At 73.9% G+C, this 22,798-nt stretch carries 23 protein-coding genes; 8 read left to right on the top strand and 15 right to left on the bottom strand.

The features are described 5' to 3' along the window. Positions 1–26: 26 nt before the first annotated feature. Positions 27–1,469 carry a PepSY-associated TM helix domain-containing protein gene (locus ACFQ8C_RS18275; protein WP_383458286.1) on the top strand — a complete coding sequence of 481 codons (1,443 nt, stop codon included), beginning with the start codon at positions 27–29 and terminating at the stop codon, positions 1,467–1,469. Here the strand turns inward: ACFQ8C_RS18275 and ACFQ8C_RS18270 are convergent. The 4 genes from ACFQ8C_RS18270 to ACFQ8C_RS18255 form a co-directional block, all read right to left on the bottom strand. Next, a complete protein-coding gene (locus ACFQ8C_RS18270) occupies positions 1,466–2,008 on the bottom strand; it encodes a winged helix-turn-helix domain-containing protein (RefSeq protein ID WP_383458283.1) in 543 nt (180 codons plus the stop codon). The two genes, ACFQ8C_RS18275 and ACFQ8C_RS18270, sit on opposite strands and share 4 nt — an antisense overlap. A gap of 377 nt (positions 2,009–2,385) precedes the next feature. Next, entirely contained in the window at positions 2,386–3,417 is a 1,032-nt protein-coding gene (gene glnII, locus ACFQ8C_RS18265; protein ID WP_383458281.1) for a glutamine synthetase, read from the bottom strand. Between the two features lie 190 nt (positions 3,418–3,607). Beyond that, the gene (locus ACFQ8C_RS18260; protein WP_383458278.1) at positions 3,608–4,768 is read right to left on the bottom strand and encodes a hypothetical protein; all 1,161 of its coding nucleotides are present in this window, start codon (positions 4,766–4,768) and stop codon (positions 3,608–3,610) included. After that, a complete protein-coding gene (locus tag ACFQ8C_RS18255) occupies positions 4,765–6,183 on the bottom strand; it encodes a hypothetical protein (protein ID WP_383458276.1) in 1,419 nt (472 codons plus the stop codon). The genes ACFQ8C_RS18260 and ACFQ8C_RS18255 overlap by 4 nt, the downstream gene beginning before the upstream one ends. Before the next feature lie 242 nt (positions 6,184–6,425). Here ACFQ8C_RS18255 and ACFQ8C_RS18250 point away from each other — a divergent pair, with 242 nt between their 5' ends. Then, positions 6,426–7,334, top strand: a complete 909-nt coding sequence (locus ACFQ8C_RS18250) for a Gfo/Idh/MocA family protein (protein WP_383458274.1) — start codon at positions 6,426–6,428, stop codon at positions 7,332–7,334. Between the two features lie 61 nt (positions 7,335–7,395). Here ACFQ8C_RS18250 and ACFQ8C_RS18245 read toward each other — a convergent pair whose 3' ends face one another. Further along, complete coding sequence (locus ACFQ8C_RS18245; protein ID WP_383458271.1) at positions 7,396–7,758, bottom strand: arsenate reductase family protein; 363 nt, start codon at positions 7,756–7,758, stop codon at positions 7,396–7,398. 122 nt (positions 7,759–7,880) lie between these two features. On the opposite strand from ACFQ8C_RS18245, the gene ACFQ8C_RS18240 reads away from it, so the two are divergent. Further along, on the top strand, positions 7,881–8,159 hold the full coding sequence (locus ACFQ8C_RS18240) for a hypothetical protein (protein ID WP_383458268.1): 279 nt from the start codon (positions 7,881–7,883) through the stop codon (positions 8,157–8,159). A 110-nt stretch (positions 8,160–8,269) separates the two neighbouring features. On the opposite strand, the gene glnA is transcribed toward ACFQ8C_RS18240, so the two are convergent. Next, complete coding sequence (glnA, locus tag ACFQ8C_RS18235) at positions 8,270–9,691, bottom strand: type I glutamate--ammonia ligase (RefSeq protein WP_383458266.1); 1,422 nt, start codon at positions 9,689–9,691, stop codon at positions 8,270–8,272. A gap of 256 nt (positions 9,692–9,947) precedes the next feature. On the opposite strand from glnA, the gene ACFQ8C_RS18230 reads away from it, so the two are divergent. Then, a complete protein-coding gene (locus tag ACFQ8C_RS18230; protein ID WP_383458263.1) occupies positions 9,948–10,415 on the top strand; it encodes an RDD family protein in 468 nt (155 codons plus the stop codon). A 97-nt stretch (positions 10,416–10,512) separates the two neighbouring features. Here ACFQ8C_RS18230 and ACFQ8C_RS18225 read toward each other — a convergent pair whose 3' ends face one another. The 4 genes from ACFQ8C_RS18225 to lipB form a co-directional block, all read right to left on the bottom strand. After that, a complete protein-coding gene (locus ACFQ8C_RS18225) occupies positions 10,513–11,223 on the bottom strand; it encodes a DUF4191 domain-containing protein (protein WP_169085510.1) in 711 nt (236 codons plus the stop codon). Positions 11,224–11,233: 10 nt separating this feature from the next. Continuing rightward, a complete protein-coding gene (locus ACFQ8C_RS18220) occupies positions 11,234–11,449 on the bottom strand; it encodes a hypothetical protein (RefSeq protein ID WP_383458260.1) in 216 nt (71 codons plus the stop codon). A 272-nt stretch (positions 11,450–11,721) separates the two neighbouring features. Then, positions 11,722–12,690, bottom strand: coding sequence for a lipoyl synthase (gene lipA, locus ACFQ8C_RS18215; RefSeq protein WP_383458257.1), 969 nt, complete (start codon positions 12,688–12,690; stop codon positions 11,722–11,724). Positions 12,691–12,791: 101 nt separating this feature from the next. Continuing rightward, positions 12,792–13,601, bottom strand: coding sequence for a lipoyl(octanoyl) transferase LipB (lipB, locus tag ACFQ8C_RS18210; protein WP_383458254.1), 810 nt, complete (start codon positions 13,599–13,601; stop codon positions 12,792–12,794). A 320-nt stretch (positions 13,602–13,921) separates the two neighbouring features. Between lipB and ACFQ8C_RS18205 the strand changes: the two genes are divergently transcribed. After that, positions 13,922–15,418 carry a regulator gene (locus ACFQ8C_RS18205; protein ID WP_383458251.1) on the top strand — a complete coding sequence of 499 codons (1,497 nt, stop codon included), beginning with the start codon at positions 13,922–13,924 and terminating at the stop codon, positions 15,416–15,418. A gap of 7 nt (positions 15,419–15,425) precedes the next feature. Here ACFQ8C_RS18205 and ACFQ8C_RS18200 read toward each other — a convergent pair whose 3' ends face one another. Continuing rightward, positions 15,426–16,766 carry an NAD(P)/FAD-dependent oxidoreductase gene (locus ACFQ8C_RS18200; RefSeq protein WP_383458248.1) on the bottom strand — a complete coding sequence of 447 codons (1,341 nt, stop codon included), beginning with the start codon at positions 16,764–16,766 and terminating at the stop codon, positions 15,426–15,428. 186 nt (positions 16,767–16,952) lie between these two features. After that, positions 16,953–17,867 (bottom strand): TIGR01777 family oxidoreductase, encoded by a 915-nt coding sequence (locus tag ACFQ8C_RS18195; RefSeq protein WP_383458246.1) that lies wholly within the window; start codon positions 17,865–17,867, stop codon positions 16,953–16,955. A gap of 71 nt (positions 17,868–17,938) precedes the next feature. Here ACFQ8C_RS18195 and ACFQ8C_RS18190 point away from each other — a divergent pair, with 71 nt between their 5' ends. Beyond that, positions 17,939–18,454 (top strand): GNAT family N-acetyltransferase, encoded by a 516-nt coding sequence (locus ACFQ8C_RS18190; RefSeq protein ID WP_383458243.1) that lies wholly within the window; start codon positions 17,939–17,941, stop codon positions 18,452–18,454. A gap of 81 nt (positions 18,455–18,535) precedes the next feature. On the opposite strand, the gene ACFQ8C_RS18185 is transcribed toward ACFQ8C_RS18190, so the two are convergent. Further along, positions 18,536–19,267, bottom strand: a complete 732-nt coding sequence (locus tag ACFQ8C_RS18185; protein WP_383458240.1) for a TetR/AcrR family transcriptional regulator — start codon at positions 19,265–19,267, stop codon at positions 18,536–18,538. Between the two features lie 81 nt (positions 19,268–19,348). Between ACFQ8C_RS18185 and ACFQ8C_RS18180 the strand changes: the two genes are divergently transcribed. After that, positions 19,349–20,143, top strand: a complete 795-nt coding sequence (locus ACFQ8C_RS18180; protein WP_383458238.1) for an SDR family NAD(P)-dependent oxidoreductase — start codon at positions 19,349–19,351, stop codon at positions 20,141–20,143. Between the two features lie 73 nt (positions 20,144–20,216). Here ACFQ8C_RS18180 and ACFQ8C_RS18175 read toward each other — a convergent pair whose 3' ends face one another. After that, positions 20,217–20,744: a DUF4240 domain-containing protein gene (locus tag ACFQ8C_RS18175; protein ID WP_383458325.1), complete on the bottom strand. Its 528-nt coding sequence runs from the start codon at positions 20,742–20,744 to the stop codon at positions 20,217–20,219. A gap of 98 nt (positions 20,745–20,842) precedes the next feature. Between ACFQ8C_RS18175 and ACFQ8C_RS18170 the strand changes: the two genes are divergently transcribed. Then, positions 20,843–21,763 carry an SDR family oxidoreductase gene (locus tag ACFQ8C_RS18170; RefSeq protein ID WP_383458235.1) on the top strand — a complete coding sequence of 307 codons (921 nt, stop codon included), beginning with the start codon at positions 20,843–20,845 and terminating at the stop codon, positions 21,761–21,763. Here the strand turns inward: ACFQ8C_RS18170 and ACFQ8C_RS18165 are convergent. Next, positions 21,754–22,695 carry a helix-turn-helix transcriptional regulator gene (locus ACFQ8C_RS18165; RefSeq protein WP_383458322.1) on the bottom strand — a complete coding sequence of 314 codons (942 nt, stop codon included), beginning with the start codon at positions 22,693–22,695 and terminating at the stop codon, positions 21,754–21,756. The two genes, ACFQ8C_RS18170 and ACFQ8C_RS18165, sit on opposite strands and share 10 nt — an antisense overlap. Between the last annotated feature and the right edge of the window lie 103 nt (positions 22,696–22,798).

Genomic DNA, 22,798 nt, shown 5'->3' with positions numbered 1-22,798 from the left:
CCCCTCACGAGACTCCGAGGACAGTCATGACCATCGACGATCCCGCACGCCCCGACACGGCCGGCACCGCCGGTCCGGCCGAGGCTCCCGCCCCACCGCGTCGCCCCGGCGCCTGGGCCTCCCTCCGGCCCCTCCTCCTCCGGCTCCACTTCACCGCCGGTCTCCTCGCCGCCCCCTTCCTGCTCGTCGCGGCGCTCAGCGGCCTGCTCTACGCGCTCTCCTTCCAGGCCGAGAAGGTCGTGTACGCGCACGAGCTGGAGGTCCCGGCCGGCGACGCCGTCCTCCCGCTCGACCGCCAGGTGGACATCGCCCGCGAGGCGAACCCGGACGGCACCGTCACCGCCGTCTGGCCCGGCGCCGAACCGGGCGCGACCACCCGCGTCCTGATGGCGGATCCCGAAGCCCCCGAGGGCACCTCGCTCGCCGTCTTCGTCGACCCGTACACGGGCGACGTGCGCGGGCAGCTGCCCAGCTACGGCAGCAGCGGCGCCCTGCCGCTCCGCACCTGGATCGACGGTCTCCACCGCGACCTCCACCTCGGCGAACCCGGCCGGATCTACAGCGAACTCGCCGCCGGCTGGCTCTTCGTCCTGGTCCTCGGCGGCCTCGCCCTCTGGATCGCCCGGCGCCGCACGAAGCGGCGGGCCCTCCTGCTGCCGGAGCGCGGTCCCAAGTCCCGCCGCCGCACCCTCTCCTGGCACGGTTCGGTCGGCGTCTGGGCCGCCCTCGGCCTGCTGCTGCTCTCCGCGACCGGCCTGACCTGGTCCCGGTACGCCGGCGAGAACATCGGCACCCTCCAGGACAGCCTCGGCGGCGCCACCCCCGCCCTCTCGGCAGGGGTCGCGGGCGGCGACGGCGCCGCGGGCGGCGAGCACGCGGGCCACGGCGCCGGCCACCAGCCGGCCGCCCCCGCCCCCGCCACCGCCGACATCGGCGTCGACCGCGCCGTCGCCGCCGCCCGCGCGGCCGGCCTCGACAGCGCCTCGATAGCCGTCACGCTGCCCGCCGACGGCAGCGGTTACGTCGTGAAGGAGACCGACAAGCAGTTCCCGGTCGAGCTGGACTCCGTCGCGCTGGACCCGGCGGACGGCACCGTCCTCGACCGGCTCCGTTTCGGGGACTACCCGCTCCTCGCCCGGCTGACCCGGATCGGCATCGACGCCCACACCGGCGTCTTCCTGGGCCTGTTCAACCAGCTGGCCCTCGCCGCCCTCGCCCTCGCGCTGACCCTGATGATCCTCTGGGGCTACCGCATGTGGTGGCTGCGCAGTCCCCGCCGCCCGGTCGGCCGGGGTGCCTGGCGGAAGCTGCCGGTGACGCTCCTCCTGCCGCTCGCCGCGGTGACCGCGCTCGTCGGCTGGTTCGTCCCGCTGCTCGGCCTCAGCCTGCTGGCGCTCCTCGCCGCGGAAGCCGTCCTCGCCCTGGTGACCCGGGCGAGGACGAACCGGGGGAGGAGCACGGAAGCCTAGGGCAGGTACTTGTAGCCGACCCGCCGCACGGTCTCGATCGTGTGGCGGTGCGCGGCGCCCAGCTTGCGGCGCAGCCGGGCCACGTGGACGTCGACCGTGCGGCCGTCGCCCACGTGCCCGTACCCCCACACCGTCTGCACCAGCTGGTCGCGGGTGTGCACCCGGTGCGGATGGGCCACCAGATGGGCGAGCAGTTCGAACTCCAGGTACGTCAGGTCGAGCGCCCGCCCGTCGACGGTGGCGATCCGCCGCTCCCCGTCGATGGAGACCGGCCCCTCCGTGTCCGCGTCCGTGTCCGTCTCCGACGGCGTGAGCGAGGGCGGCTCCTGTTCGGCGGGCAGCAGCACCAGATAACCGACCATCGGCGGCCGGCCGGGCAGCGTGGGCAGGGCGTGCGGAGGGGCGGGCAGCAGCGTGGCGCCCGGCGGCAGGAAGTCGGCGACCCGGGCCAGCGCGGCGACCTCGTCGGGGGCGACGGCGCGCAGGCGGGGACGGGAGGCGGGGACGAGCGGGGTGGCGGCAGCCTGGGTGTGGGCCATGGGAGGACTCAGCTCTCTCGCGCGAGGTGCGGGACGGACCGGAGGTCGTACGTCATGCGTCATGCGCGTCGGCCGAAGGCCGGGGACCGGAATCCGCCCGGTCGGGGCTTTAGAGGGCCGACGCGTTCCTCACGCGCCGACAGCACCGGTCGAAGTCGTGGTGCTGGCGGGAAGGCCAGAACGGCTCGAGGTCGTGGCGACCCCTCGCGCTGTCGTTCCGCTCCATGCTGGCCATATCCCTATTAAACCAGGAGGGAAGTCCTCCGGGCAGCCCGGGGACGGCCAAAACCGTTGTCGTTCCTCCCACATGGCGAAAAGGGGCGCCCACCGTACGGAACGGTGGGCGCCCCTTCACGGGATGCGCGTCGGCGGGACGATCAGACCTGGCCGGCCTTGGCCAGCGCCTCGCAGCAGGTGTCCACGATGAGGCGGGTCACCACGTACGGGTCGACGTTCGCGTTCGGGCGACGGTCCTCGATGTAGCCCTTCTGGTCCTGCTCGACCTGCCACGGGATGCGGACCGAGGCGCCGCGGTCCGAGACGCCGTAGGAGTACTCGTCCCACGGGGCGGTCTCGTGGAGACCGGTGAGGCGCTCGTCGATGCCCGCGCCGTAGTTCTTGACGTGGTCGAGCGGCTTCGAGCCCTGGCCGAGGGACTCGCAGGCGGTGATGATCGCGTCGTAGCCCTCGCGCATCGCCTTCGTGGAGAAGTTGGTGTGCGCGCCCGCGCCGTTCCAGTCGCCCTTCACCGGCTTCGGGTCGAGCGTCGCGGAGACGTTGAAGTCCTCGGCCGTGCGGTAGAGCAGCCAGCGGGCGACCCACAGCTGGTCGGAGACCTCCAGCGGGGACAGCGGGCCGACCTGGAACTCCCACTGGCCGGGCATGACCTCGGCGTTGATGCCGGAGATGCCGAGACCGGCGGTGAGGCAGTTCTCCAGGTGCGCCTCGACGATCGGACGGCCGTGGATCTCGTCCACGCCGACGCCGCAGTAGTAGCCGCCCTGCGGGGCCGGGAAGCCGTTGACCGGGAAGCCGAGCGGACGGGTGCCCTCGAAGAAGGTGTACTCCTGCTCGATGCCGAAGATCGGCTCCTGCGCGCCGTACGTCGCGGCGACCTCGGCCAGCGCGGCACGGGTGTTGGACTCGTGCGGCGTCATGTCCGTGTTGAGGACCTCGCACAGCACCAGGACGTCGTTGCCGCCGCGGATCGGGTCCGGGCAGGTGAAGACCGGCTTGAGGACGCGGTCCGAGGCGTGGCCCTTGGCCTGGTTGGTGCTGGAACCGTCGAAGCCCCAGATCGGCAGCTCCGCCAGCGACAGGCCCTCGCCCGCGATGATCTTCGTCTTCGAGCGAAGCTTCGCGGTCGGCTCGGTGCCGTCGATCCAGATGTACTCAGCCTTGAAGGTCACGGGGGTCATCCTTAGGGCGTGGCGTGCTGCTGCGGGAATCCGCGGCGGCTCGCGGCGCTGCGAGAAGCTGCGGGGCGGCGCCGAACGCCCGGCCGGTGACCCGGCCCGCCGCCCGTAGCGCCTTTCGTGTGACCGCAGCTTCGCAACACGTGATTTCCCTTCGGTTGCCCGTTTGTGAACCCCGTGTTACTCAGCCTTCCTGGAATACCCGCGCCGCCTGTGCGAGCCCGTGGGCGTCGAGCAGCGGCCCGAAGCCGGCCGCGCGGATCCGCCGGACCAGCTCCTCGCGCGAGATGCCCAGCTCCTGGGCCGTCCGCCCCGGATGCCAGTCGCAGGACGCCAGTCGGCGGAGCAGGTAACCCCGTCTGACCTGCGCGTCCGAGAGGCGGAAGGTCTTCAGGTAGGCCGTCCGCCCCTTGTGGTCGGTGATCAGCTCGCCGATGTGCTGCTCCCGGCCGTCCCGCAGGAACGGCGGCAGGAACCGGTACAGCGAGAACGGCCCCATCCGGTACGCCCGCTCGAAGGCGTACGGCGTCTCCAGCAGGTCCCGCGCCATCAGCCCGTCGTGCGCCACCACCCAGCGCCGCTCCTGCTCCCGGGCCGCCGCCCGCAGGTCCGCGAGGTTCCGGACGCCGCCGGCGCCGTCCCGGATGCGGGCCGTGAACTCGGGCACGGGACCGCCGTAGTAGGCGTACTGGTGCACCAGCTCGCCGTACAGGTCCTCCACCAGCGTCGGATGCAGCAGCCGGTAGTCCTCCGGATGCGGCACGACGAAGGCCGCGGCCAGCGCGTCCGCCGTGTACACCAGCACCCCGCACTGGCCCGGGTGCAGTTCGAAGACGCGCAGCGCCTCCGCGAGTCCCGGCACGTCCACACCCGCGTACGCCGCCTCCGCCCGCGGCGAGAGCCCCCGCCGCAGCGCCTGCCGCGACCACTCCTCCCACAGCACGGACGGCCCGCCGAAGTGCAGCGAGAGGTACCCGTCCAGGGCGAGGTGGAGCGGCAGGAACCGCAGCCGGCGCTCGCCGCGCCGCCGCTTGGCGAGCCGGTGGTGCGGGGCGCGCAGCGGCACGGCGGCCGGCGGCCCGTCCCCGAGCCGCGTCCCGTACGCCGCCTCCTCCCGCTCCGCCCCCGACCAGTCCGCGACGAAGCCGTGCGGGATGTAGGAGGTGTAGACGGTGCCGTCGCCGACGTCGACGGACGAGGACCCGTCCCAGCGCGTCCGCTCGTACACCTCCCGGTGCAGCCGCAGCCCCTCGACCGGCTCGGCCCGCACCAGCGGCACCAGCCGCACCCCGCCCCACACCTGCGCGGGCCGCACGTCGAGCCCGGTCAGATCGATCCGCGTCACGCGCCCGCTCCCCTCGCGTGCTCCGTCAGGAAGTCCGCCACCCGCCGGTCCAGATAGGCGCGCAGCTCCGTCAGCCCGGTCCGGCCCTCCGCGAACCCGGCGATCTCCACCAGCGCCGGCAGGTCCTCCGCGTCCCGGATGCCGACGGCCGGCACCGAGGGTCCCAGCCGGCGCACGTCGAACACCCCCGCGTCGTATACGGGGTTCACGTGCACCGCCGCCGTCCGCCGCTCCGGGTCGAGCCGCGTCCGCCACACCCGCAGCACCTCGCCCGCCAGACCCGGCGGCGCGTTGTCCCAGCCGTCCGAGACGATCACGAGCCGCTCGGGCCCGCCGTCGAGCGCGTCGAGGATCCGCAGCCCCAGCGGCGTGGCTCCGTACGGCCTGACCAGCAGCGGATCCGTACCGCCCGAGGTCCACAGACCGGTGTACGCCCCCGGCGCCGCCAACGCCTCCAGGAGGAAGTGGCAGCCGAGCGCCACGGCCAGCGGCCGGCGCCGCTTCACCGCCGAACCCGAGGAGGAGAAGCTGTCGTCGAGGACGGCCGCGACCCGCCCCCAGCTCCCCGCGTACGGCCCCGCCGCCCGCCGCGCCGCGGCCCGCAGCGCCCCGGTCAGCTCGCCCCGCCGCTCCGCCCGCTCGGCGAACGGCAGCGAGAGCACGTACAGCGCGAGCCGGGTCAGCGGCATCACGGTCAGGTCCGAGGCCGTCCCGGCGCCCCGCCCCGAGGCCCGCTCGCTCCGCAGCCGCTCCGACCGCGTCATCCGGGGCGCGATCCGCTCCAGGAACACCGCCCGCTCCACCCCGTGCCGCGCCGCGAACCCCTCGGCGACGGTGAACGGCAGCTCGTACAGCGCGCCCTCGTCGTGGTGGGCCCGTCGGTACGCCTCCAGGGTCCGGTTCCCGTACCGCGCCCGGCGCCCGGGCGCGAAGAGGAAGTCCCCGGTCTCGGCGTCGGCGGGCGGCACGTGCGCGTGCTTGAGGACGGCCTTGACCCCGGCCCGGTACTTCACGGCGTCGAGCGCCGGGTCCGGCCGCGCCGCCAGCCACTCCCGTGCGATCGCGCGCGTGCGCCGGTTGTTCACGCCGGCCTCCCGCAGCTTCCCGAAGAGCCGGTACACCCGCTGCGGCGCCATCCGCGCCAGCCGGGCCGCGACCAGCCGGCCCTCCCCGGCCCCGGCCTCGCCGGGGGTCCGCAGCAGCTGCTCGACGACGAGGGCGGCGTTGTGGTCGTTGATGTCGAGGGCGAGGCTCGCGGCGTACAGCGGGCGGTAGTTGACCCGTACGTACTCGTGCAGGAAGGCGAGCGACAGCCGCTGCTCGGCGGCGGAGGAGCGGAACTCCCGCTGTCCGGTGGCGGTCACGGCCGCGTTCACGAACAGCAGCACGTCCTCCGCGGCGACGAGCTCGGACACGGCGTCCCCTTCCTCGCGTGTCGGGGTGCCGGCCGGGGAGAGGAAGCACGATCAGCGAAGACGTTGCTTTACAAGGCAGGTTCCGGAAGTCGTACCGAAGTCCCGCGGCCGGCACCCGAGCACGCTAACACCGCCGCCGGGGACCGGTGCCACCGCTTTTCGCACCGCCCACCCCCGGGGCCGGCCTTCGGCCCCCGCCCGCTCCGGTGCCCCGTCCCGGCCCCGCACGGCAGACTGGTCCCATGGCGCATCACTCCCTCCCCGACCGTCCCCGGATCGGCCTCCTCGGCACCGGTCCCTGGGCCGCCCGCACCCACGCCCCGGCGCTCGCCGCCCACGAGGGGATCGAGTTCCACGGGGTGTGGGGACGCCGCCCGGAGGCGGCCGCCGAGCTGGCCGCGGCCTCGGGCACGCGCGCGTACGACGACCTGGACGCCCTGCTGGAGGCCAGCGACGCCGTCGCGATCGCGCTCCCGCCGGACGTCCAGGCGCCGATCGCCGCCCGCGCGGCCCGGGCCGGCTGCCACCTCCTCCTCGACAAGCCGCTGGCGACCACGGTCACGGCCGCCCGCGAGGTCGTCGACGCGGCGGAGGAGGCGGGCGTCGCCTCGGTCGTCTTCTGCACCCTGCGCTTCGCGCCCGAGACGGCCCGCTGGATCGAGGAGCGGCGGGCGGAGGGCGGCTGGTACGTGGGCGAGGCCCGCTGGCTCGGCTCCCTCTACGGCCCCGGCTCCGACAGCGCGTACGCGGCGAGCCCGTGGCGCCGGGAGAAGGGCGGCCTGTGGGACGTGGGCCCGCACGTCCTCTCGGTGCTCCTCCCCGTCCTCGGCGAGGTGACGTCCCTGACGGCGGCGAGGGGCCCGGAGGACACCCACCACCTGATCCTCCGCCACGCCTCGGGCGCGAGCAGCACGGCCACCCTCACCCTGAGCGCCCCGCCCCGGGCGGCGGGCGCGTCGATCAGCCTCCACGGCACGGCGGGCCGCGCCGACCTCCCGGCGTGGGACGGCGCCCGGCCCGCGTACACGGAAGCGATCACGGCGCTCCTCGCCGCCGCCCGCACGGCCGAGCCCCACCCCTGCGACGCCCGCTTCGCCCTCCGCCTCACCGAACTCCTCACCGAAGCGGAGAGGAGCGCGGCAGCGCTCTGAGCGCGGGAGGGGCCGAGCAGGGAGGGGCCGAGCGGGAGGGCGTCCGGGCGAAAGAGACGGCCTAGCTCCGGCCGAGGGCGTCCCGTACGGCCTCCTCGGAGCGGCCGATGACGGCGGTGCCGTCATCGGCGGTGATGAGGGGCCGCTGGATGAGCTTCGGGTGGGCGGACAGCGCCTCGATCCACCGGTCCCGGTCGCCCGGCTCCCGGCCCCACTCCTTCACCCCGAGCTCCTTGGCGACGTCCTCCCCGGTCCGCGTGATGTCCCACGGCTCCAGGCCGAGCCGGTCGAGCACGCCCCGGATCTCCTCGGCGGACGGCACGTCCTCCAGGTACTTCCGGACGGTGTACTCGGCCCCCTCCGCGTCGAGCAGGGTGAGGGCCCCGCGGCACTTGGAACAGGCGGGATTGATCCAGATCTCCATCCCCACAACCTACCCGTAAACCCCGTCCGACCAGGCCCGATTGTCAGTGCCCCCTCGTAGAATGGAGTCGAAGGCAAGGGCCCCGGGGAGGGCCCCCGCCACCGTTCGCCAGGAGGTAGCCCATGGCAGTCGCCGTGATCCGCAGGCCGTCCATCGAACCCTTCACGCCCCTCCAGAAGAAGGCCCTTCCGGCCGGCCGGCCCCGCGAGTGGTACATCACCCACAACCGCCGCCTGAAGGCCATGCGCCTCGCGATCGCCCTCCTCGACACCGGCGTCTACGTCCCGTCGAAGGCGACGAACGCGGCGATCCGCACCATGGCCGAGCGCATAGGCATCCACCCGCCCTCGAACACCACCTGCCGCATGGTCCGCACCCTGATCCGCGACAACAACCGCTGACGTCCGGTCGCCGCCCGCCCGCCCGCCCGCGCGCGCGGCGCACGGCGAAGGCCGCCGCCCCGGAGTTCCGGGGACGGCGGCCTTCGTGGTCGTGCGGTGCGCCTCGCGGCTTAGAGGTCGTAGTAGAGCTCGAACTCGTGCGGGTGCGGGCGGAGCTGGATCGGGGCGATCTCGTGGGTCCGCTTGTAGTCGATCCAGGTCTCGATCAGGTCGGAGGTGAAGACGCCGCCGGCCTGGAGGTAGTCGTTGTCCTCCTCCAGGGCCCTGAGCACGGCCTCCAGGTTGGTCGGGACCTGCGGGACGCTCGCGTGCTCCTCGGGGGCGAGCTCGTACAGGTCCTTGTCGATCGGCTCCATGGGCTCGATCTTGTTCTTGACGCCGTCGAGGCCCGCGAGGAGGAGGGCGGAGAAGGCGAGGTACGGGTTCGAGGACGGGTCCGGCGCGCGGAACTCGACGCGCTTGGCCTTCGGGTTCGAGCCCGTGATCGGGATGCGCATGGCGGCGGAGCGGTTGCGCTGCGAGTAGACCATGTTGACCGGCGCCTCGAAGCCCGGCACCAGACGGTGGTAGGAGTTCACCGTCGGGTTGGTGAAGGCGAGCAGCGACGGGGCGTGCTTGAGGATGCCGCCGATGTAGTAGCGGGCGGTGTCCGAGAGGCCCGCGTAGCCGGCCTCGTCGTAGAACAGCGGGTCGCCGTTGGCCCACAGCGACTGGTGGACGTGCATGCCCGAGCCGTTGTCGCCGAAGATCGGCTTCGGCATGAAGGTCGCGGACTTGCCGTTCCGCCAGGCGACGTTCTTGATGATGTACTTGAACAGCATCAGGTCGTCGGCCGCGGCGAGCAGCGTGTTGAACTTGTAGTTGATCTCGGCCTGGCCGGCGGTGCCCACCTCGTGGTGCTGGCGCTCGACCTGGAGGCCGACCTTCTCCAGCTCCAGGGACATCTCGGCGCGCAGGTCGGCGAAGTGGTCGACCGGCGGGGCCGGGAAGTAGCCGCCCTTGTAGCGGACCTTGTAGCCGCGGTTGTTCTCCTCGGAGCCGGTGTTCCAGGCGCCGGCCTCGGAGTCGATGTGGTAGAAGCCCTGGTTCGCGGAGGTCTCGAAGCGGACCGAGTCGAAGACGTAGAACTCGGCCTCGGGGCCGAAGTACGCGGTGTCGGCGATGCCGGTGGAGGCCAGGTAGGCCTCGGCCTTCTTCGCGATGTTCCGCGGGTCACGGCTGTACTGCTCGCCCGTGATCGGGTCGTGGATGAAGAAGTTGATGTTGAGCGTCTTGTCGCGGCGGAACGGGTCCAGGCGGGCCGTCGACAGGTCGGCGCGCAGCGACATGTCGGACTCGTGGATGGCCTGGAAGCCGCGGATCGACGAGCCGTCGAAGGCCAGCTCCTCGGACGGGTCGAAGGCCGTCGCAGGGATCGAGAAGTGCTGCATCACGCCGGGAAGGTCGCAGAAGCGGACGTCGACCATCTTGACGTCCTCGTCCTTGATGAACTTCGCGACCTCTTCGGCGTTCTGGAACCCGTGCTTGGACATCCAACTCCTCCTACTCCCGGCCCGGGGAGGGGCGGGGTTGCAGCTCGGTGATGCGGCCAGTGCGGTGGCGCACGCTCGGACCCGACCCTAGGCAGTCGGGATTTCTCAAGCATGACCCATTTGTTTCGTCGAAGTTAACCGGGGCGGGTGGCGGCTCTCCGTGTCGCGGCTCCCGCCGTGTCCGTGTCGTGTCCGTGTCGCGCCCCATCCACACCCGGACCGAAGTGATCGAAAACGGGCGCAGTACCGTGGTCGGGTGGACAACAGGCAAGCACTCGGATCGTGGCTCTCCGGCCCCCGTGCCGCGGCGGAGCAAGCAGGCGTGGACTTCGGCTACCGGGGACAGCAGCTGGGCCTCCCCGAAGAAGGGCCGGGCTCCATCGCCCGTCCGGGGGCACGGCTCGGCGCGCTCGCCGTGGACTGGGGCCTGTGCCTGCTGATCGCATACGGTCTCATCACCGACGGCTACGGACAGGCGACCAGCAACTGGGCCCTGCTCATCCTGTTCGTCCTGAACGCCCTGACCGTCGGCACCGTCGGCGCCACCCCCGGGAAGCTCCTCTTCCGCCTGCGGGTCGTCTCGGCCCGGGGCGGCCGGCTCTCACTGCCGCGCGCCGTGCTCCGCGCGGCCCTCACCTGCCTGGCGATCCCCGCCCTCGTCTGGGACCGGGACGGCCGCGGCCTCCACGACCGCTTCTCCGGCGCCGTCCAGGTACGGGTCTGAGGCACGGTCCGCCGGACGGCGGGCCGCCGGAGGACGAAAAGGCGGTGCCCCGGACCTGGGAAGGTCCGGGGCACCGCCTTTTCCGGTCTCGTGCGCGTCAGCGCATCTTTCCGCCGCGCGGCATCTTCATGCCCTTGGGCATCGGGCCCTTTGGCAGGGGCATGTTGCTCATGAGGTCGCCCATCGCCCGCAGCCGGTCGTTGGCCGCCGTCACCTGGGGGCCGCTGAGCAGCCGGGGCAGCTTCAGCATCTTGGTGCGGACCTTCTTGAGCGGGACCTGGCCCTGCTCCTCGTCGTTGCCGACGATGATGTCCGTCACCGGCACGTCGACCAGGATGCGGGCCATCTTCTTCTTCTCGGCCACGAGGAGGGGCTTCAGCCGGTTCGGGTTGCCCTCGCCGACCAGGACGATGCCCTGGCGGCCGACCGCCCGGTGCACCACGTCCTGGCTGCGGTTCATCGCGACCGCCGGGGTCACCGTCCAGCCGCGCCCGATGTTCTGCAGCACCGCCGCGGCCGCGCCCGGCTGGCCCTCCATCTGCCCGAAGGCCGCCCGCTCGGCGCGCCGCCCGAAGACGATCGCCATCGCCAGGAGCGCCAGGACGAAGCCCAGGATGCCCAGGTAGACCGGGTGTCCGATCAGGAAGCCGATACCGAGGAGGACACCGAGTACGACGATGCCCACGCCGGCCACGACGAGCCCGACCTTGGGGTCGGCCTTCCGGGTCATCTTGTACGTGAGGGCGATCTGCTTCAGTCGCCCGGGGTTCGCGGCGTCAGCGCCGCCCGTGTTTGCCTTCCTCGCCATGCCTTGAAGTCTACGTGGCCCGGGACGTCGGGCCAGACGCGGCCTCCAGCACGTGCTGGGCCTCGATGCGGTCCTTGGCGCGGCGGCGGTCCTCCAGGACGGAGGTCCAGGCGTTGCGGCGGGCGGTGCGCTGTCCGGCGCCCAGGAACAGGGCCTCGAAGGCCCGGAGGGCGCCGGTGACGGACGGGAGGGCAGTGACGCGGACATGCGTCGACACGGCCGGCATGAGGGGTCCTCTCTCGGAGTGCGGATGAGACGAGGTGGGGGAGCGATCGGTGGCGGTGCGTGGAGCCATGCTCACAGAACGGTGTTACCAGGGCATGACCCGACGGTCAAACACTGATGAATCGCCGCCGCCGGACCCCCGTACGGCGGAGCGGCCCGTACCGCCCCGCTGAACTGCGGGGCCGTACGGGCCGCTCTCCGAGACGCATTACCTGCGGGTAACCGCATGTGCGGCGACTCACACCGGCGTCACACCGGCGACTCGCACCGGCGTCACACCGCCTGGACGGCCTCCACGGTCGCCCCGCGCTTCTCGATCGCCTGCTGGTACAGGCGGCCGGCGCGGTACGAGGAGCGGACCAGCGGGCCCGACATCACGCCGGAGAAGCCGATCTCCTCGGCCTCCTCCTTCAGCTCCACGAACTCCTGCGGCTTCACCCAGCGCTCCACGGGGTGGTGCCGGACGGAGGGGCGCAGGTACTGGGTGATCGTGATGAGCTCGCAGCCGGCGTCGTGCAGCTGCTGGAGCGCCTCGCTGACCTCCTCGCGGCTCTCGCCCATGCCGAGGATCAGGTTGGACTTCGTGACCAGACCGTAGTCGCGGGCCTGGGTGATGACGTCCAGCGAGCGCTCGTAGCGGAAGCCGGGACGGATCCGCTTGAAGATCCGCGGGACGGTCTCGACGTTGTGCGCAAAGACCTCCGGGCGGGACTCGAAGACCTCCCGCAGGAGCTCCGGCACCGCGTTGAAGTCGGGGGCCAGCAGCTCGACCTTGGTGCGGCCGGCGGCGCGCTCGGCGGTCTGCTGGTGGATCTGGCGCACGGTCTCGGCGTACAGCCAGGCGCCGCCGTCCTCCAGGTCGTCGCGGGCGACGCCGGTGATGGTGGCGTAGTTCAGGTCCATCGTGACGACCGACTCGCCCACGCGGCGCGGCTCGTCCCGGTCCAGCGCCTCGGGCTTGCCCGTGTCGATCTGGCAGAAGTCGCAGCGCCGGGTGCACTGGTCACCGCCGATGAGGAAGGTGGCCTCACGGTCCTCCCAGCACTCGAAGATGTTGGGGCAGCCCGCTTCCTGGCACACCGTGTGCAGTCCCTCGCTCTTCACGAGGCTCTGCATCTTGGTGTACTCGGGCCCCATCTTCGCGCGGGTCTTGATCCACTCGGGCTTGCGCTCGATGGGGGTCTGGGCGTTCCGGACCTCCAGGCGCAGCATCTTGCGTCCGTCGGGTGCGACTGCGGACACATCGGCTCCTGTAGCTTCGATTCTTCGGCGCACACCAGGGTACGCCCGTTGCTTCCATGCCTTGCTACGTCTGGCCAACCCGTGGCCAGAGCCCGGCATTCCTAGGCCGAGGCCTGTGCCGTCTCCCGCTGGATCTCCCGCGGCTTGGGGTCGGCGTTCTCCAGTACGTCCCGCAGGTGCCTCTCCACCACCGGGAGGACCTCCTCGATGGTGACGTCGCGGCCCAGCTCGTTGGCGAGCGAGGCCACGCCCGCGTCGCGGATGCCGCAGGGGATGATCCGGTCGAACCAGGCGTTGTCCGGGTTCACGTTGAAGGAGAAGCCGTGCATCGTGACGCCCTTGGCGACGCGGATGCCGATGGCGGCCAGCTTGCGGTCCTCGCGGCGCTGGCCGGCGTTGGAGGGGGCGTACTCGGGGCCGTGCAGCCGCGGGTCGAACTCCTCGTCCGTCAGTCGCGGGTCGAAGTCCAGGGAGAGCCCGCCGAGCGACGGCCGCTCCTCCAGCGGATCGCCCAGCACCCAGACCCCGCTCCGCCCCTCGACCCGGGTGGTCTCCACGCCGAACTCGGCGGCGGTCCGGATCAGCGCCTCCTCCAGGCGGCGGACGTGCGCGACGACGTCCACCGGGCGGGGGAGCTTGAGGATCGGGTAGCCGACCAGCTGGCCGGGACCGTGCCAGGTGATCTTGCCGCCGCGGTCGACGTCGACGACCGGGGTCCCGTCGAGCGGGCGCTCGTTGTCCTGCGTGCGCCGGCCCGCCGTGTAGACGGGCGGGTGCTCCAGGAGCAGGCAGGTGTCACCGGTCTCGTCGGCGAACCGCGCTGCGTGCACTTCGCGCTGCTTGTCCCAGGCCGTCCGGTACTCGACGGCGTCCTCGCCGAAGCCCAGGCGGACGAATTGCAGCTCACTCACGGCCATGCCTCCTCCTGGGTGCCCGCGGCCGGGTTCCGGGGATCGTCCCGGGGCGGGAGCCGGCCCGGCACCCTGCGTCTTTCGCGCCCCTGCCACTGTACGGCGGCGCGGCGCGTCCCCGGCGGGCAGGTGGAGAGGGGACGGGGGTGGACGTCCCTGTCAGCATGAAGTGGCAACCATGGTTCCGGTTCCTCACACGATCGGATGAATGTGGGGCGAAGCTGGCGGTACGGGCCGGGATGACCGCTACATTCGCGCCGTTCCATGAGGGTCGAGACGGGCTGCCACCTGCGCCCGGAAGGCAGGAGACCGCACAGCCGATGACGGAACGACCACCGCAGCGCGTCCCGAACCGCCAGCTCGCCGCGCTCATCGCCGAGGCCGGGTTCTCCAACGCCGGGCTCGCCAGAAGGGTGGACCAGCTGGGCCTGGAGCACGGGCTCGACCTGCGGTACGACAAGACCTCCGTGACCCGGTGGCTGCGCGGGCAGCAGCCGCGCGGCACCACCCCGGCCCTCATCGCCGAGGTCTTCACCCGCCGGCTCGGCCGCCGGCTCACCGCCCAGGACCTCGGCCTCGACGCCTGCGCGCCGGTCTACGCGGGCCTGGAGTTCGCCGCCACCCCCGAGGAGGCCGTCGACATCGTCAGCGGCCTCTGGCGCAAGGACTCCGGCAGCCACGCCGAACTCCGCAAGATCGCCTTCACCCCGGCCGGCCTCGTCGTGCCCAGCCGCGACTGGCTCATCGGCCGCGCCGACGACCGCGTCGCCCGCGGCGAGCCCGTGCCCGTGCCGGCGGTCCGCCCGGCCGCCACCGGCGGACCGGTCCGCCCGATCGGCGGCCAGGACCCCCGGGTGCCGCCGCAGAGCCGCTACGCCGTCCCCCGCCAGCGCGGTACGGAGCGCGGCCCCGGCCAGCGGGTCACCGGCGGCGACGTCGCCGCCCTCCGCTCCGTCGGCGACCTCTTCCGGACCCTCGACCACGCCTACGGCGGCGGCCACGCCCGCCAGGCCCTCGTCCGCTACCTGGAGCACGAGGCCGAACCCATGCTCCGCGGCACCTACGGCGAGGCCACCGGCAGGCGCCTCTTCGCCGCCGCCGCCGACCTCACCCGGCTCGCCGGCTGGACCTCCTACGACATCGCCGCCCACGGTCTCGCCCAGCGCTACTTCGTCCAGGCGCTGCGCCTCGCCCAGGCCGCCGGGGACCGCGCCTACGGCTCGTACGTCCTCGTCACCATGAGCTGTCAGGCCGTCTACCTCGGCCACGGGCGCGAGGCCGTCCAGCTCGCCCGGGTCGCCCAGCAGGGCGTCGGCTCCTCCGCGCCCCCGGTCGTCCAGGCGATGCTGCACGCCGTCGAGGCCCGGGGGCACGCCGTCCTCTCCGAGGCCCGGGCGTGCAGCGCCGCCCTCGTCCGCGCCGAGCGGGCCCTGGAGTCCGCCCGGCCCGGCGACGAGGTGCCCTACTGGGCCCGCGCCTTCGACGAGGCCCAGCTCGCCGACGAGCTGGGCCACTGCCACCGCGACCTCCAGCAGTACCGCCCCGCCGCCCAGCACGCCGAACGGGCCCTCCAGCTCCGCGCCCCCGGCTACGCCCGCAGCCGGCTCTTCTGCCGGGTCGTCCTCGCCACCGCCCGGCTCGCCCTCGGCGAGCTGGACCAGGCGTGCGCGCTCGGTGCCGAGGCCGCCCAGCAGGCCGCCGAGATGCGCTCGGCCCGCGCGGTCGAGTACGTCCGCGACTTCGAGCGCCGCCTGGAGCCCTACCGCGACGCCCCGCCCGTCCGCACCTACCGCGACCGCGTGGCCGCCCTCGGCTGAGCTCCGGTCAGGCCGCCTCCTCCTCCGCCTCCTCCAGGACGGCCGGGCGCAGGCCCAGGTCGGCCAGGACGGCGTCCGCGGCGCGCTCGCCGGAGGCCAGCGTGGAGCGCAGGGTGCCCGCCGCGCGGTGGTCGCCGCACACGTACAGGCCCGCGAGCAGCCGCACCGAGCGGCTCGGGTCGTGCGCCGGGGGAGTGGCCAGGACGGCGTCCGCGGTGTGGTGCATGGCCAGCAGCTCCCACTCGTCCGTGGACGTCCCGTAGAGCGCCGCGAGGTGCTTGCGGACCCGCCGCTCGGTGTCGTCCGGGGGCGTCCCGAGGACCGTCGAGGTGATCAGCGGCCGGCCCGCCGGCGCCCGCGTCGGGTCCACCGCGCTCATCACCACCGTGTGCGCCACCGGGCCGCCCGGGTCCGACTCCAGGAGTAGCGTCGGGTCCGCCGTCGGCGCCGCCGGCGCCGTGTGGTGCAGCACCGTCACCGGGTGGTACGCCGGGACCCGCAGGCCCGGGAGCAGTCCGGCCGCGGTCCGCGCCCCGGTCGCCAGGACCATCGCCCGGCAGCCGACCGTTCCGTGCTCCGCCGTGACGACCCGGGCCGCCGACACCTCCGTGACCCGGACGCCGGTCCGCACCGTGCCCGGCGGCAGCGCCGCCGCCAGCCGCTCGGGCAGCACCGCCGTCCCGCCCTCCGGCACCGACACCCGGCCCCGCGCGAAGGCCCGCAGCGCCAGGTCCGCCCGCCGGCTCGACGTCGACAGGTCCGGATCCGCGAGCAGTGCCGCGAGCAGCGGCCGCAGGACCGTCTGCACGGTCCTGGCCGGCAGCCGGCCCGCCAGCGCCTCCCGCGCGGTCCGCTCCGGCCGGGCGAGCAGCCGCTGCGTGGGGGTCGCCGCGAGCCGCACCAGCGAGGCGCCGAGCCGCGCCTGGTCCAGCGAGGCGGCCGGATGCCGGGGGGCGCTCGCGAGGGCGCGCGCCACCGTGAACGCGCCCCTGCGGGCCCTCGGGTGCGGTGCGCCCCAGCGCGCGTACCGCCCGTCGGAGTGGACCAGCACCCCGGGCGCGAAGGGCCGCGGCACCACGCCGTCGAGACCGGGCACGGTCCGGAGCTCCTCCGGTGCCAGGGTGAGCAGCCGGCCCACCCGGTCGAGCAGGAAGCCGTCCGTCTCGCCGGTGGCGTGCCGGCCGCCGACGAACGGCTCGGCCTCCAGGACGGCGACCGAGAGCCCCGCTCCGGTCAGCCGCCGGGCCGCCGTGAGCCCCGCGATTCCCGCGCCCACGACGACGACATCGACGTCCGTGACGTCGTCCGCGTCCTGTTCCTGTTGTGCGCTGCGTGCGGTACTGAGCACGTGCCCCTCCCCAGGTCTGCGCCGCCTGTTGGTGGCCTATGCCCCCAACGGGCCCCCGGAATACCCGAGTTCGCGATCCATGTCGACTGGTGGCCACCGAGGGTAGGCAGCGCTCCCACGGCACCGGGCCCGCGCGCGGCGGGCTTCCGGGAGCACGGGGGAGCGCAGGGAGCGCGCGGGCCCCGCTCAGCGCGGCGCGGCGGCCCGGATCGACTCGTCGATGGTGGGGAAGGCGAAGGTGAAGCCGGAGGACAGCAGCCGCCGCGGGACCACCCGCTGACTGCCGAGGACGTCCGCCGCGAAGTCCCCGAGGGCCACCTTCAGCGCGGCCGCGGGGACCGGGAAGGGGGTCGGGCGGCGCAGCACCCGGCCCATCGCGGCGGTCACCTCGCGGTTGGTGACGGGTTCGGGGGCCGTCAGGTTCACCGGGCCCGACAGCGAGGGGGTGTCCATCAGGTGCCGCAGGGCGGCGACCTCGTCGTGGAGCGAGATGAAGGACCAGTACTGCCGGCCGTCGCCCATGCGTCCGCCGAGCCCGGCGCGGAAGACGGGGAAGAGCCGCCCCCAGGCGCCGCCCTGACGGGCCACCACCAGGCCGGTGCGGGCGTACGTCACCCGGATCCCGGCGTCCTCGGCGGGCGCCGCCGCGGCCTCCCACTCCACGCACACCGACGGCAGGAAGCCGGTGCCGGCCGGGGCGCTCTCGTCCACCGCGCGGCTGCCGGTGTCCCCGTACCAGCCGAGGGCGGTGCCGCAGACCAGCGTCTCCGGCGGTTCGGCGAGACCGGCGAGGGTCCGGGCGATCGCGGTGGTGCCGAGCACCCGGCTGTCCCGGATCTCCTTCTTGTACGCCTCGCTCCACCGGCGCTCGCCGACGCCGGCGCCCGCGAGGTGCACGACCGCGTCGACGCCGACGAGCCCGGCGCCGTCCACGTACAGCCTCCTGGGGTCCCACTCGACCTCGTCGGCGGTCCGGGCGGGCCGGCGGACGAGCCGCAGGACCTCGTGCCCGTCGGCGCGCAGGGAGCGGACGAGGGCGGCGCCGATGAGGCCGGAGGCCCCGGTGACGGCGACGCGCTTGCGGAGGGCGGAAGGCTGCATGCCCCCATCCTGCCCGGTGTCGTCCCCGCGTACGGGCCCGCGGGGACGGACGGCGTGGCAGAGTGGCCGTCATGACCGTGCCGGAGACCTTCGTGATCCGCGGCGCCCGGGCGGGCGACGGCGAGCCGCTGGGGGCGCTGGACCGGGCGGAGTGGTCCCCGCTGCACGCGGTGCTGCCCCCGCCCTCGGAGCCGTACCCGCCCTTCTTCGACGAGCGCCACCAGCCGGCGGACTATCTCGTCGCCGAGCGCGCGGGCGTCCTTCTCGGGTACGTGCGGGTGGCGCGGCCGACGCCCCTGGAGTCCAACGGGCACGTCCGCCAGATCCAGGGCCTCGCCGTCGCCTCCGAGGCGCGCGGGCAGGGGGTGGGCCGGGCGCTGCTGCGGGCCACCCTGGCGAAGGCCGCCGCCGACGGCGCCACCCGGATCACCCTGCGGGTCCTCGGGCACAACACGCCCGCCCGCGCGCTCTACGCGGCCGAGGGCTTCGCGGTGGAGGGCGTGCTTCCGGGCGAGTTCCTCGTCGAGGGGAAGCCCGTCGACGACGTCCTGATGGGCCGACCGCTCAGCCAGGGCCCGCTCGGCTAGGGCCCGCTCGGCCGGGGTCCGCTCGGCCGGGGTCCGCTCGGCCGGGGTCCGCTCGACTGGGCCCGCTCGGCCAGGGCCCGCTCAGCCAGGGCCCGCTAGGCCGGGGCCCGTGGGGCGGGCCGCGGCCGGTTCCGTGCTCCACAGCGTCACCCCGCCCATCAGTTCGCGCAGGCAGCGCAGGGCGAGGGAGGCGGGGGAGCCGGGGCCCTCGACGGGGGCGTCGGACTCGGCCCAGCTCTCCAGGGCGATCCGGATCGCGTCGGTGGCGGCCGCCGCGGCGAGCCGTACCTCCAGCGGATCGGCCCGCGGTCCCGCGAGGACGGTCAGGACCTCGCGGAGCCGTTCCTCCGACTCCTGGTTGACCCGGTACCAGACGGCCCGCAGCGCCGGGTCCTCGGCCGAGGCGCGCAGCAGCCCGCGGGTCCAGCGCAGGCCCTCGGCCCCGGCCTCGTCGACCGGGGTGAGGGAGGCGGCGATCGAGCCCTCCAGGGCGGCCGCCAGGGGTGTGTCGGGGCCGGTGGCGGCCAGCGACTCCCGCCAGCGGTCGGCGCCCCCGGCGAGGAGCGGGGCGACGGCGTCCTGCTTGGAGCGGAAGTAGCGGTAGAAGGTGCGCAGCGCGACCCCGGCCCGCTGGGCGATGGACTCCGCCGTGGTGCCGTCGGGTCCGTCCTCGGTGAACAGCTCGGCCGCCGCGCGGGCGATGTCCAGCTGGGTGGCGGCCTTGCGGCGCTGGGTCAGGGAGGGCGTCGCGGTCGTCGGCTCGGGTCGGTTGCTCACCGTACGAGGGTACGCCCCCACCCTTGCGAAGTGCATGAAATGCAGACATGGCAAAACGTGCCACTTAGGCGTACGGTGGCTATCGGCAAGGAAGCTTGACATCGAGAGGTCGCCGCCATGAACCAGCTCACCCGTTACGAAGGACGCCGCGCACTCGTCACCGGCGGCGGCTCCGGCATCGGCCAGGCCACCGTCCTGCGGATGCTCGCCGAGGGCGGCCGCGTCGTCGCCGCCGACATCAGCGAGGACGGCCTCAAGGACACCGTCGCCAAGGCGGGCGGGGCGGCCGACCGCCTCACCACCGTGGTCGTGAACGTCGCCGACGAGGACTCCGTACGGGCCGGCGTCGCCGCCGCCGTCACCGCCCTCGGCGGCCTGGACGTGCTGGTCAACGCGGCGGGCGTGCTCCGCTCCTCGCACACCCACGAGACCAGCCTCGACTCCTTCGAGCAGGTGCTCCGGATCAACCTCACCGGCACCTTCCTCATGATCCGCGAGGCGATCCCGGCGCTCCTGGAGGGCGACGGCTCCGCCGTCGTCAACTTCTCCTCCACCTCCGCGATGTTCGCCCACCCCTACATGGCGGCCTACGCGGCCAGCAAGGGCGGCATCCAGTCCATGACCCACGCCCTCGCCGCCGAGTACGCCAAGCAGGGCATCCGCTTCACCGCCGTCCAGCCCGGCTCCATCTCCTCCGGCATGACCGACGGCTCCGGCGCCAGCAGGCAGTCCGTCGGCCCCGGCCTCCCCGCCGACGCCGACATGTCCCTCTTCATGAAGCTCGCCCCCGCCCTCGGCCAGGGCTTCGCCGGCCCCGAGACCGTCGCCGGCATCGTCGCGATGCTCGCCTCCGAGGACGGCAGGTTCATCACCGGCACCGAGGTCCGCGTCGACGGCGGCACCCACTTCTGAACCGGACACCCGCCTCCGGGCGGGCCGGCCCGAAGCCGCCGAGGGCCCCGGATCCCCCGCCGGGGCCCTCGGCCTATCCCGCCCCGAACCGCTCCCACAGTCGCGGCAGCCGGGCCGCGAGCGCCGCCTCGTCCGCCAGGTCCAGCGGCGCGCCCTCCGGTTCCCCGTCCGGCATCACGATCCCCAGCTCCGGCGTCTCCGTCCCGGTCAGCGTCTCGTAGGCCTCGTCCGCCGCGAAACCGATCTCCTCGCCGTCCCCGTCCAGCTCCGGATCGAACTCCCCCAGGAGCTCCGCCAGGCCGTCCGGATCGGCGACACCGCCCTCGTACACCTCCCGGCCCTGGCCGATGAGCCAGCAGCGGAAGGCGTCGAAACCCTCCTCGCCCGCCCCGGCGCCGTCGAGCAGCACCGCCGCCGCGCCCCACACGTCCCAGTGGTACGCGCGGTTGAACCGGGCCTCGAAGTGGCGCGCGTAGTCGAGCACCGTGTCCGGATCCAGCCGGGTCAGCCGCTCCACGAGCAGATCCGCCTGCTCCTCGGGATCGCCCTCGGCGTCCGCGCGGGAGGCGTCGATGATCTCCCAGAACTCGGTCTCGTCCATCACGGGACCAGCATCCTGTCTCCGCGACGGCGACGCACGCGGAAAGCCGGGATTCCATCCGGACAGAAGATGTCGGGTATCGCTGCCAGCCTGGAGCCATGACCACCGAAACGAAGTCGCTGCACGGACGGATCTGCCTCGTCGCCGGGGCCACCCGGGGCGCCGGACGGGCCATCGCCGTCCAGCTCGGCGCCGCCGGGGCCACCGTCTACGTCACCGGACGCACCACCCGCGAGAAGCTCAGCGAGGTCGGCCGCGCCTCCGAGACCATCGAGGAGACCGCCGAACTGGTGACCGCCGCCGGCGGCGAGGGGATCGCCGTCCCCACCGACCACCTCGACCCCGGACAGGTCCGCGCCCTCGTCGACCGGATCGACCGCGACCACGGACGGCTCGACGTCCTCGTCAACGACGTGTGGGGCGGCGAGCACCTGCTCGTCTTCGGGAAGAAGACCTGGGAGAACGACCTCGACGGCGGCCTCAGGATGCTCGAACTCGGGGTGCGGACCCACGCCATCACCTCGCACCTCGCGCTCCCGCTGCTGATCCGCAACCCCGGCGGCCTCGTCGTCGAGGTCACCGACGGCACCGCCGCCTACAACGGCACCCGCTTCCGCGAGAACCTCTACTACGACCTCGCCAAGAACGCGCCGATCCGGATGGCCTTCGGCCTCGCCAGGGAACTTGAGGAGTTCGGCGGCACGGCCGTCGCCGTCACCCCCGGCTGGCTCCGGTCCGAGCAGATGCTCGCCGCCTTCGGCGTCACCGAGGAGAACTGGCGCGACGCCACCGCCCAGACCCCCGACTTCGCGATCTCCGAATCGCCCGTCTACGTCGGCCGGGCCGTCGCGGCCCTCGCCGCCGACCCCGACCGCCACCGCCGGACCGGACAATCGCTCTCCAGCGGCGGCCTCGCGAAGGAGTACGGCTTCACCGACGCGGACGGCTCCCGGCCGGACGCCTGGGGCTTCATCGTCGCGGGCGAGACCGGGAAGCCGGACCCGGCCGACTACCGGTAGAGCTCCGCCAGGCCCCGGGCCGCCGCCGCGAACCGCGCGCGGAGCGAGTCCGGGGCCAGCACCTCCGCCTCCGGACCCAGCGACAGCAGCTGCGCGACGGCCACCTCCTCGCTCTCCACCCGCAGCACCGCCCGCAGCCGGCCGTCCTCCTCCGGATCCGCCGCCGCCAGCGCCTCCTCCGCCGCCGCCCGGTCCGTGACGTGCGGCAGCCGGCGGGCCCCCGCCTCCGTCAGCCGCAGCACCACCTCGGCCCGCAGCAGCGAGCGCGCGAACTCCGCCGCCCGCTCCGCCCAGAAGGCGGCCAGGTCGAACTCCGGGTCCCGCGCGAAGCGCTCCCCGCCGACCGCCACCGCCGTGAACCGGTCCACCCGGTAGGTGCGGTACGCGCTCCCCGCGAGGGCGCACACGTACCAGACCCCCGCCTTCAGCACGAGCCCGTAGGGCGCGAGCTCCCGCTCCACCTCCTCGCCGTCCCGCCGCCGGTAGCGCGCGGACATCCACCGGTCGCCCCAGACCGCCTCCGCCACCGCGGGCAGCAGCTCCGGCGTCACCGGCTCCCGGTACCAGCCCGGCGCGTCCAGGTGGAAGCGGCGGGCCGCCGAACCCGGCGCGTCCGCCAGCGAGGGCAGCAGCGCCGCCGACACCTTCAGCCGCGCCGCCGACGCCGCGTCGTCGAGCCCCATGTCCCGCAGCGCCCCCGGCAGCCCCGACAGGAACAGCGCCTCCGCCTCGTCCCTGGCGAGCCCGGTCAGCCGTGTGCGGTACCCGCCCACCAGCCGGTAGCCGCCGGCCCTGCCCCGCTCCGAAAACACCGGAACCCCCGCCTCCGAGAGGGCGAGGGCATCACGGGTGACGGTCCGCTCCGACACCTCCAGCTCGGCCGCGAGTTCGGCCGCCGTCATGGACGGGCGGTTCTGGAGGAGGAGGACCATCTTGATGAGCCGGGCGGGGCGGGTGTACGACACCCCGAACCCGGGCACAGAAACACCGCGGCCGCGGGGGCCGGGGCGCCCCCGGGCGCACGCGGGGGGCCCC

It is taken from the genome of Streptomyces sp. NPDC056503, assembly GCF_042794995.1.
Classification (GTDB): Bacteria; Actinomycetota; Actinomycetes; order Streptomycetales; family Streptomycetaceae; genus Streptomyces.
The sequence above is the reverse complement of the archived record's forward strand: the minus strand, read 5'-3'. Positions and strand labels throughout refer to the sequence as shown.

Bases quoted from the DNA above. Each gene is read 5' to 3' on its own strand.
- ACFQ8C_RS18275 (WP_383458286.1), top strand. From the start codon at position 27: ATGACCATCGACGATCCCGCACGCCCCGACACGGCCGGCACCGCCGGT.
- glnA (WP_383458266.1), bottom strand. From the start codon at position 9,691: ATGTCCAAGCACGGGTTCCAGAACGCCGAAGAGGTCGCGAAGTTCATC.
- ACFQ8C_RS18250 (WP_383458274.1), top strand. From the start codon at position 6,426: ATGGCGCATCACTCCCTCCCCGACCGTCCCCGGATCGGCCTCCTCGGC.
- ACFQ8C_RS18220 (WP_383458260.1), bottom strand. From the start codon at position 11,449: ATGCCGGCCGTGTCGACGCATGTCCGCGTCACTGCCCTCCCGTCCGTC.
- ACFQ8C_RS18245 (WP_383458271.1), bottom strand. From the start codon at position 7,758: ATGGAGATCTGGATCAATCCCGCCTGTTCCAAGTGCCGCGGGGCCCTC.
- ACFQ8C_RS18195 (WP_383458246.1), bottom strand. From the start codon at position 17,867: ATGCAGCCTTCCGCCCTCCGCAAGCGCGTCGCCGTCACCGGGGCCTCC.
- ACFQ8C_RS18270 (WP_383458283.1), bottom strand. From the start codon at position 2,008: ATGGCCCACACCCAGGCTGCCGCCACCCCGCTCGTCCCCGCCTCCCGT.
- ACFQ8C_RS18185 (WP_383458240.1), bottom strand. From the start codon at position 19,267: ATGCACTTCGCAAGGGTGGGGGCGTACCCTCGTACGGTGAGCAACCGA.
- ACFQ8C_RS18190 (WP_383458243.1), top strand. From the start codon at position 17,939: ATGACCGTGCCGGAGACCTTCGTGATCCGCGGCGCCCGGGCGGGCGAC.
- ACFQ8C_RS18175 (WP_383458325.1), bottom strand. From the start codon at position 20,744: ATGGACGAGACCGAGTTCTGGGAGATCATCGACGCCTCCCGCGCGGAC.
- ACFQ8C_RS18205 (WP_383458251.1), top strand. From the start codon at position 13,922: ATGACGGAACGACCACCGCAGCGCGTCCCGAACCGCCAGCTCGCCGCG.
- ACFQ8C_RS18165 (WP_383458322.1), bottom strand. From the start codon at position 22,695: ATGGTCCTCCTCCTCCAGAACCGCCCGTCCATGACGGCGGCCGAACTC.
- ACFQ8C_RS18170 (WP_383458235.1), top strand. From the start codon at position 20,843: ATGACCACCGAAACGAAGTCGCTGCACGGACGGATCTGCCTCGTCGCC.
- ACFQ8C_RS18180 (WP_383458238.1), top strand. From the start codon at position 19,349: ATGAACCAGCTCACCCGTTACGAAGGACGCCGCGCACTCGTCACCGGC.
- ACFQ8C_RS18225 (WP_169085510.1), bottom strand. From the start codon at position 11,223: ATGGCGAGGAAGGCAAACACGGGCGGCGCTGACGCCGCGAACCCCGGG.
- ACFQ8C_RS18240 (WP_383458268.1), top strand. From the start codon at position 7,881: ATGGCAGTCGCCGTGATCCGCAGGCCGTCCATCGAACCCTTCACGCCC.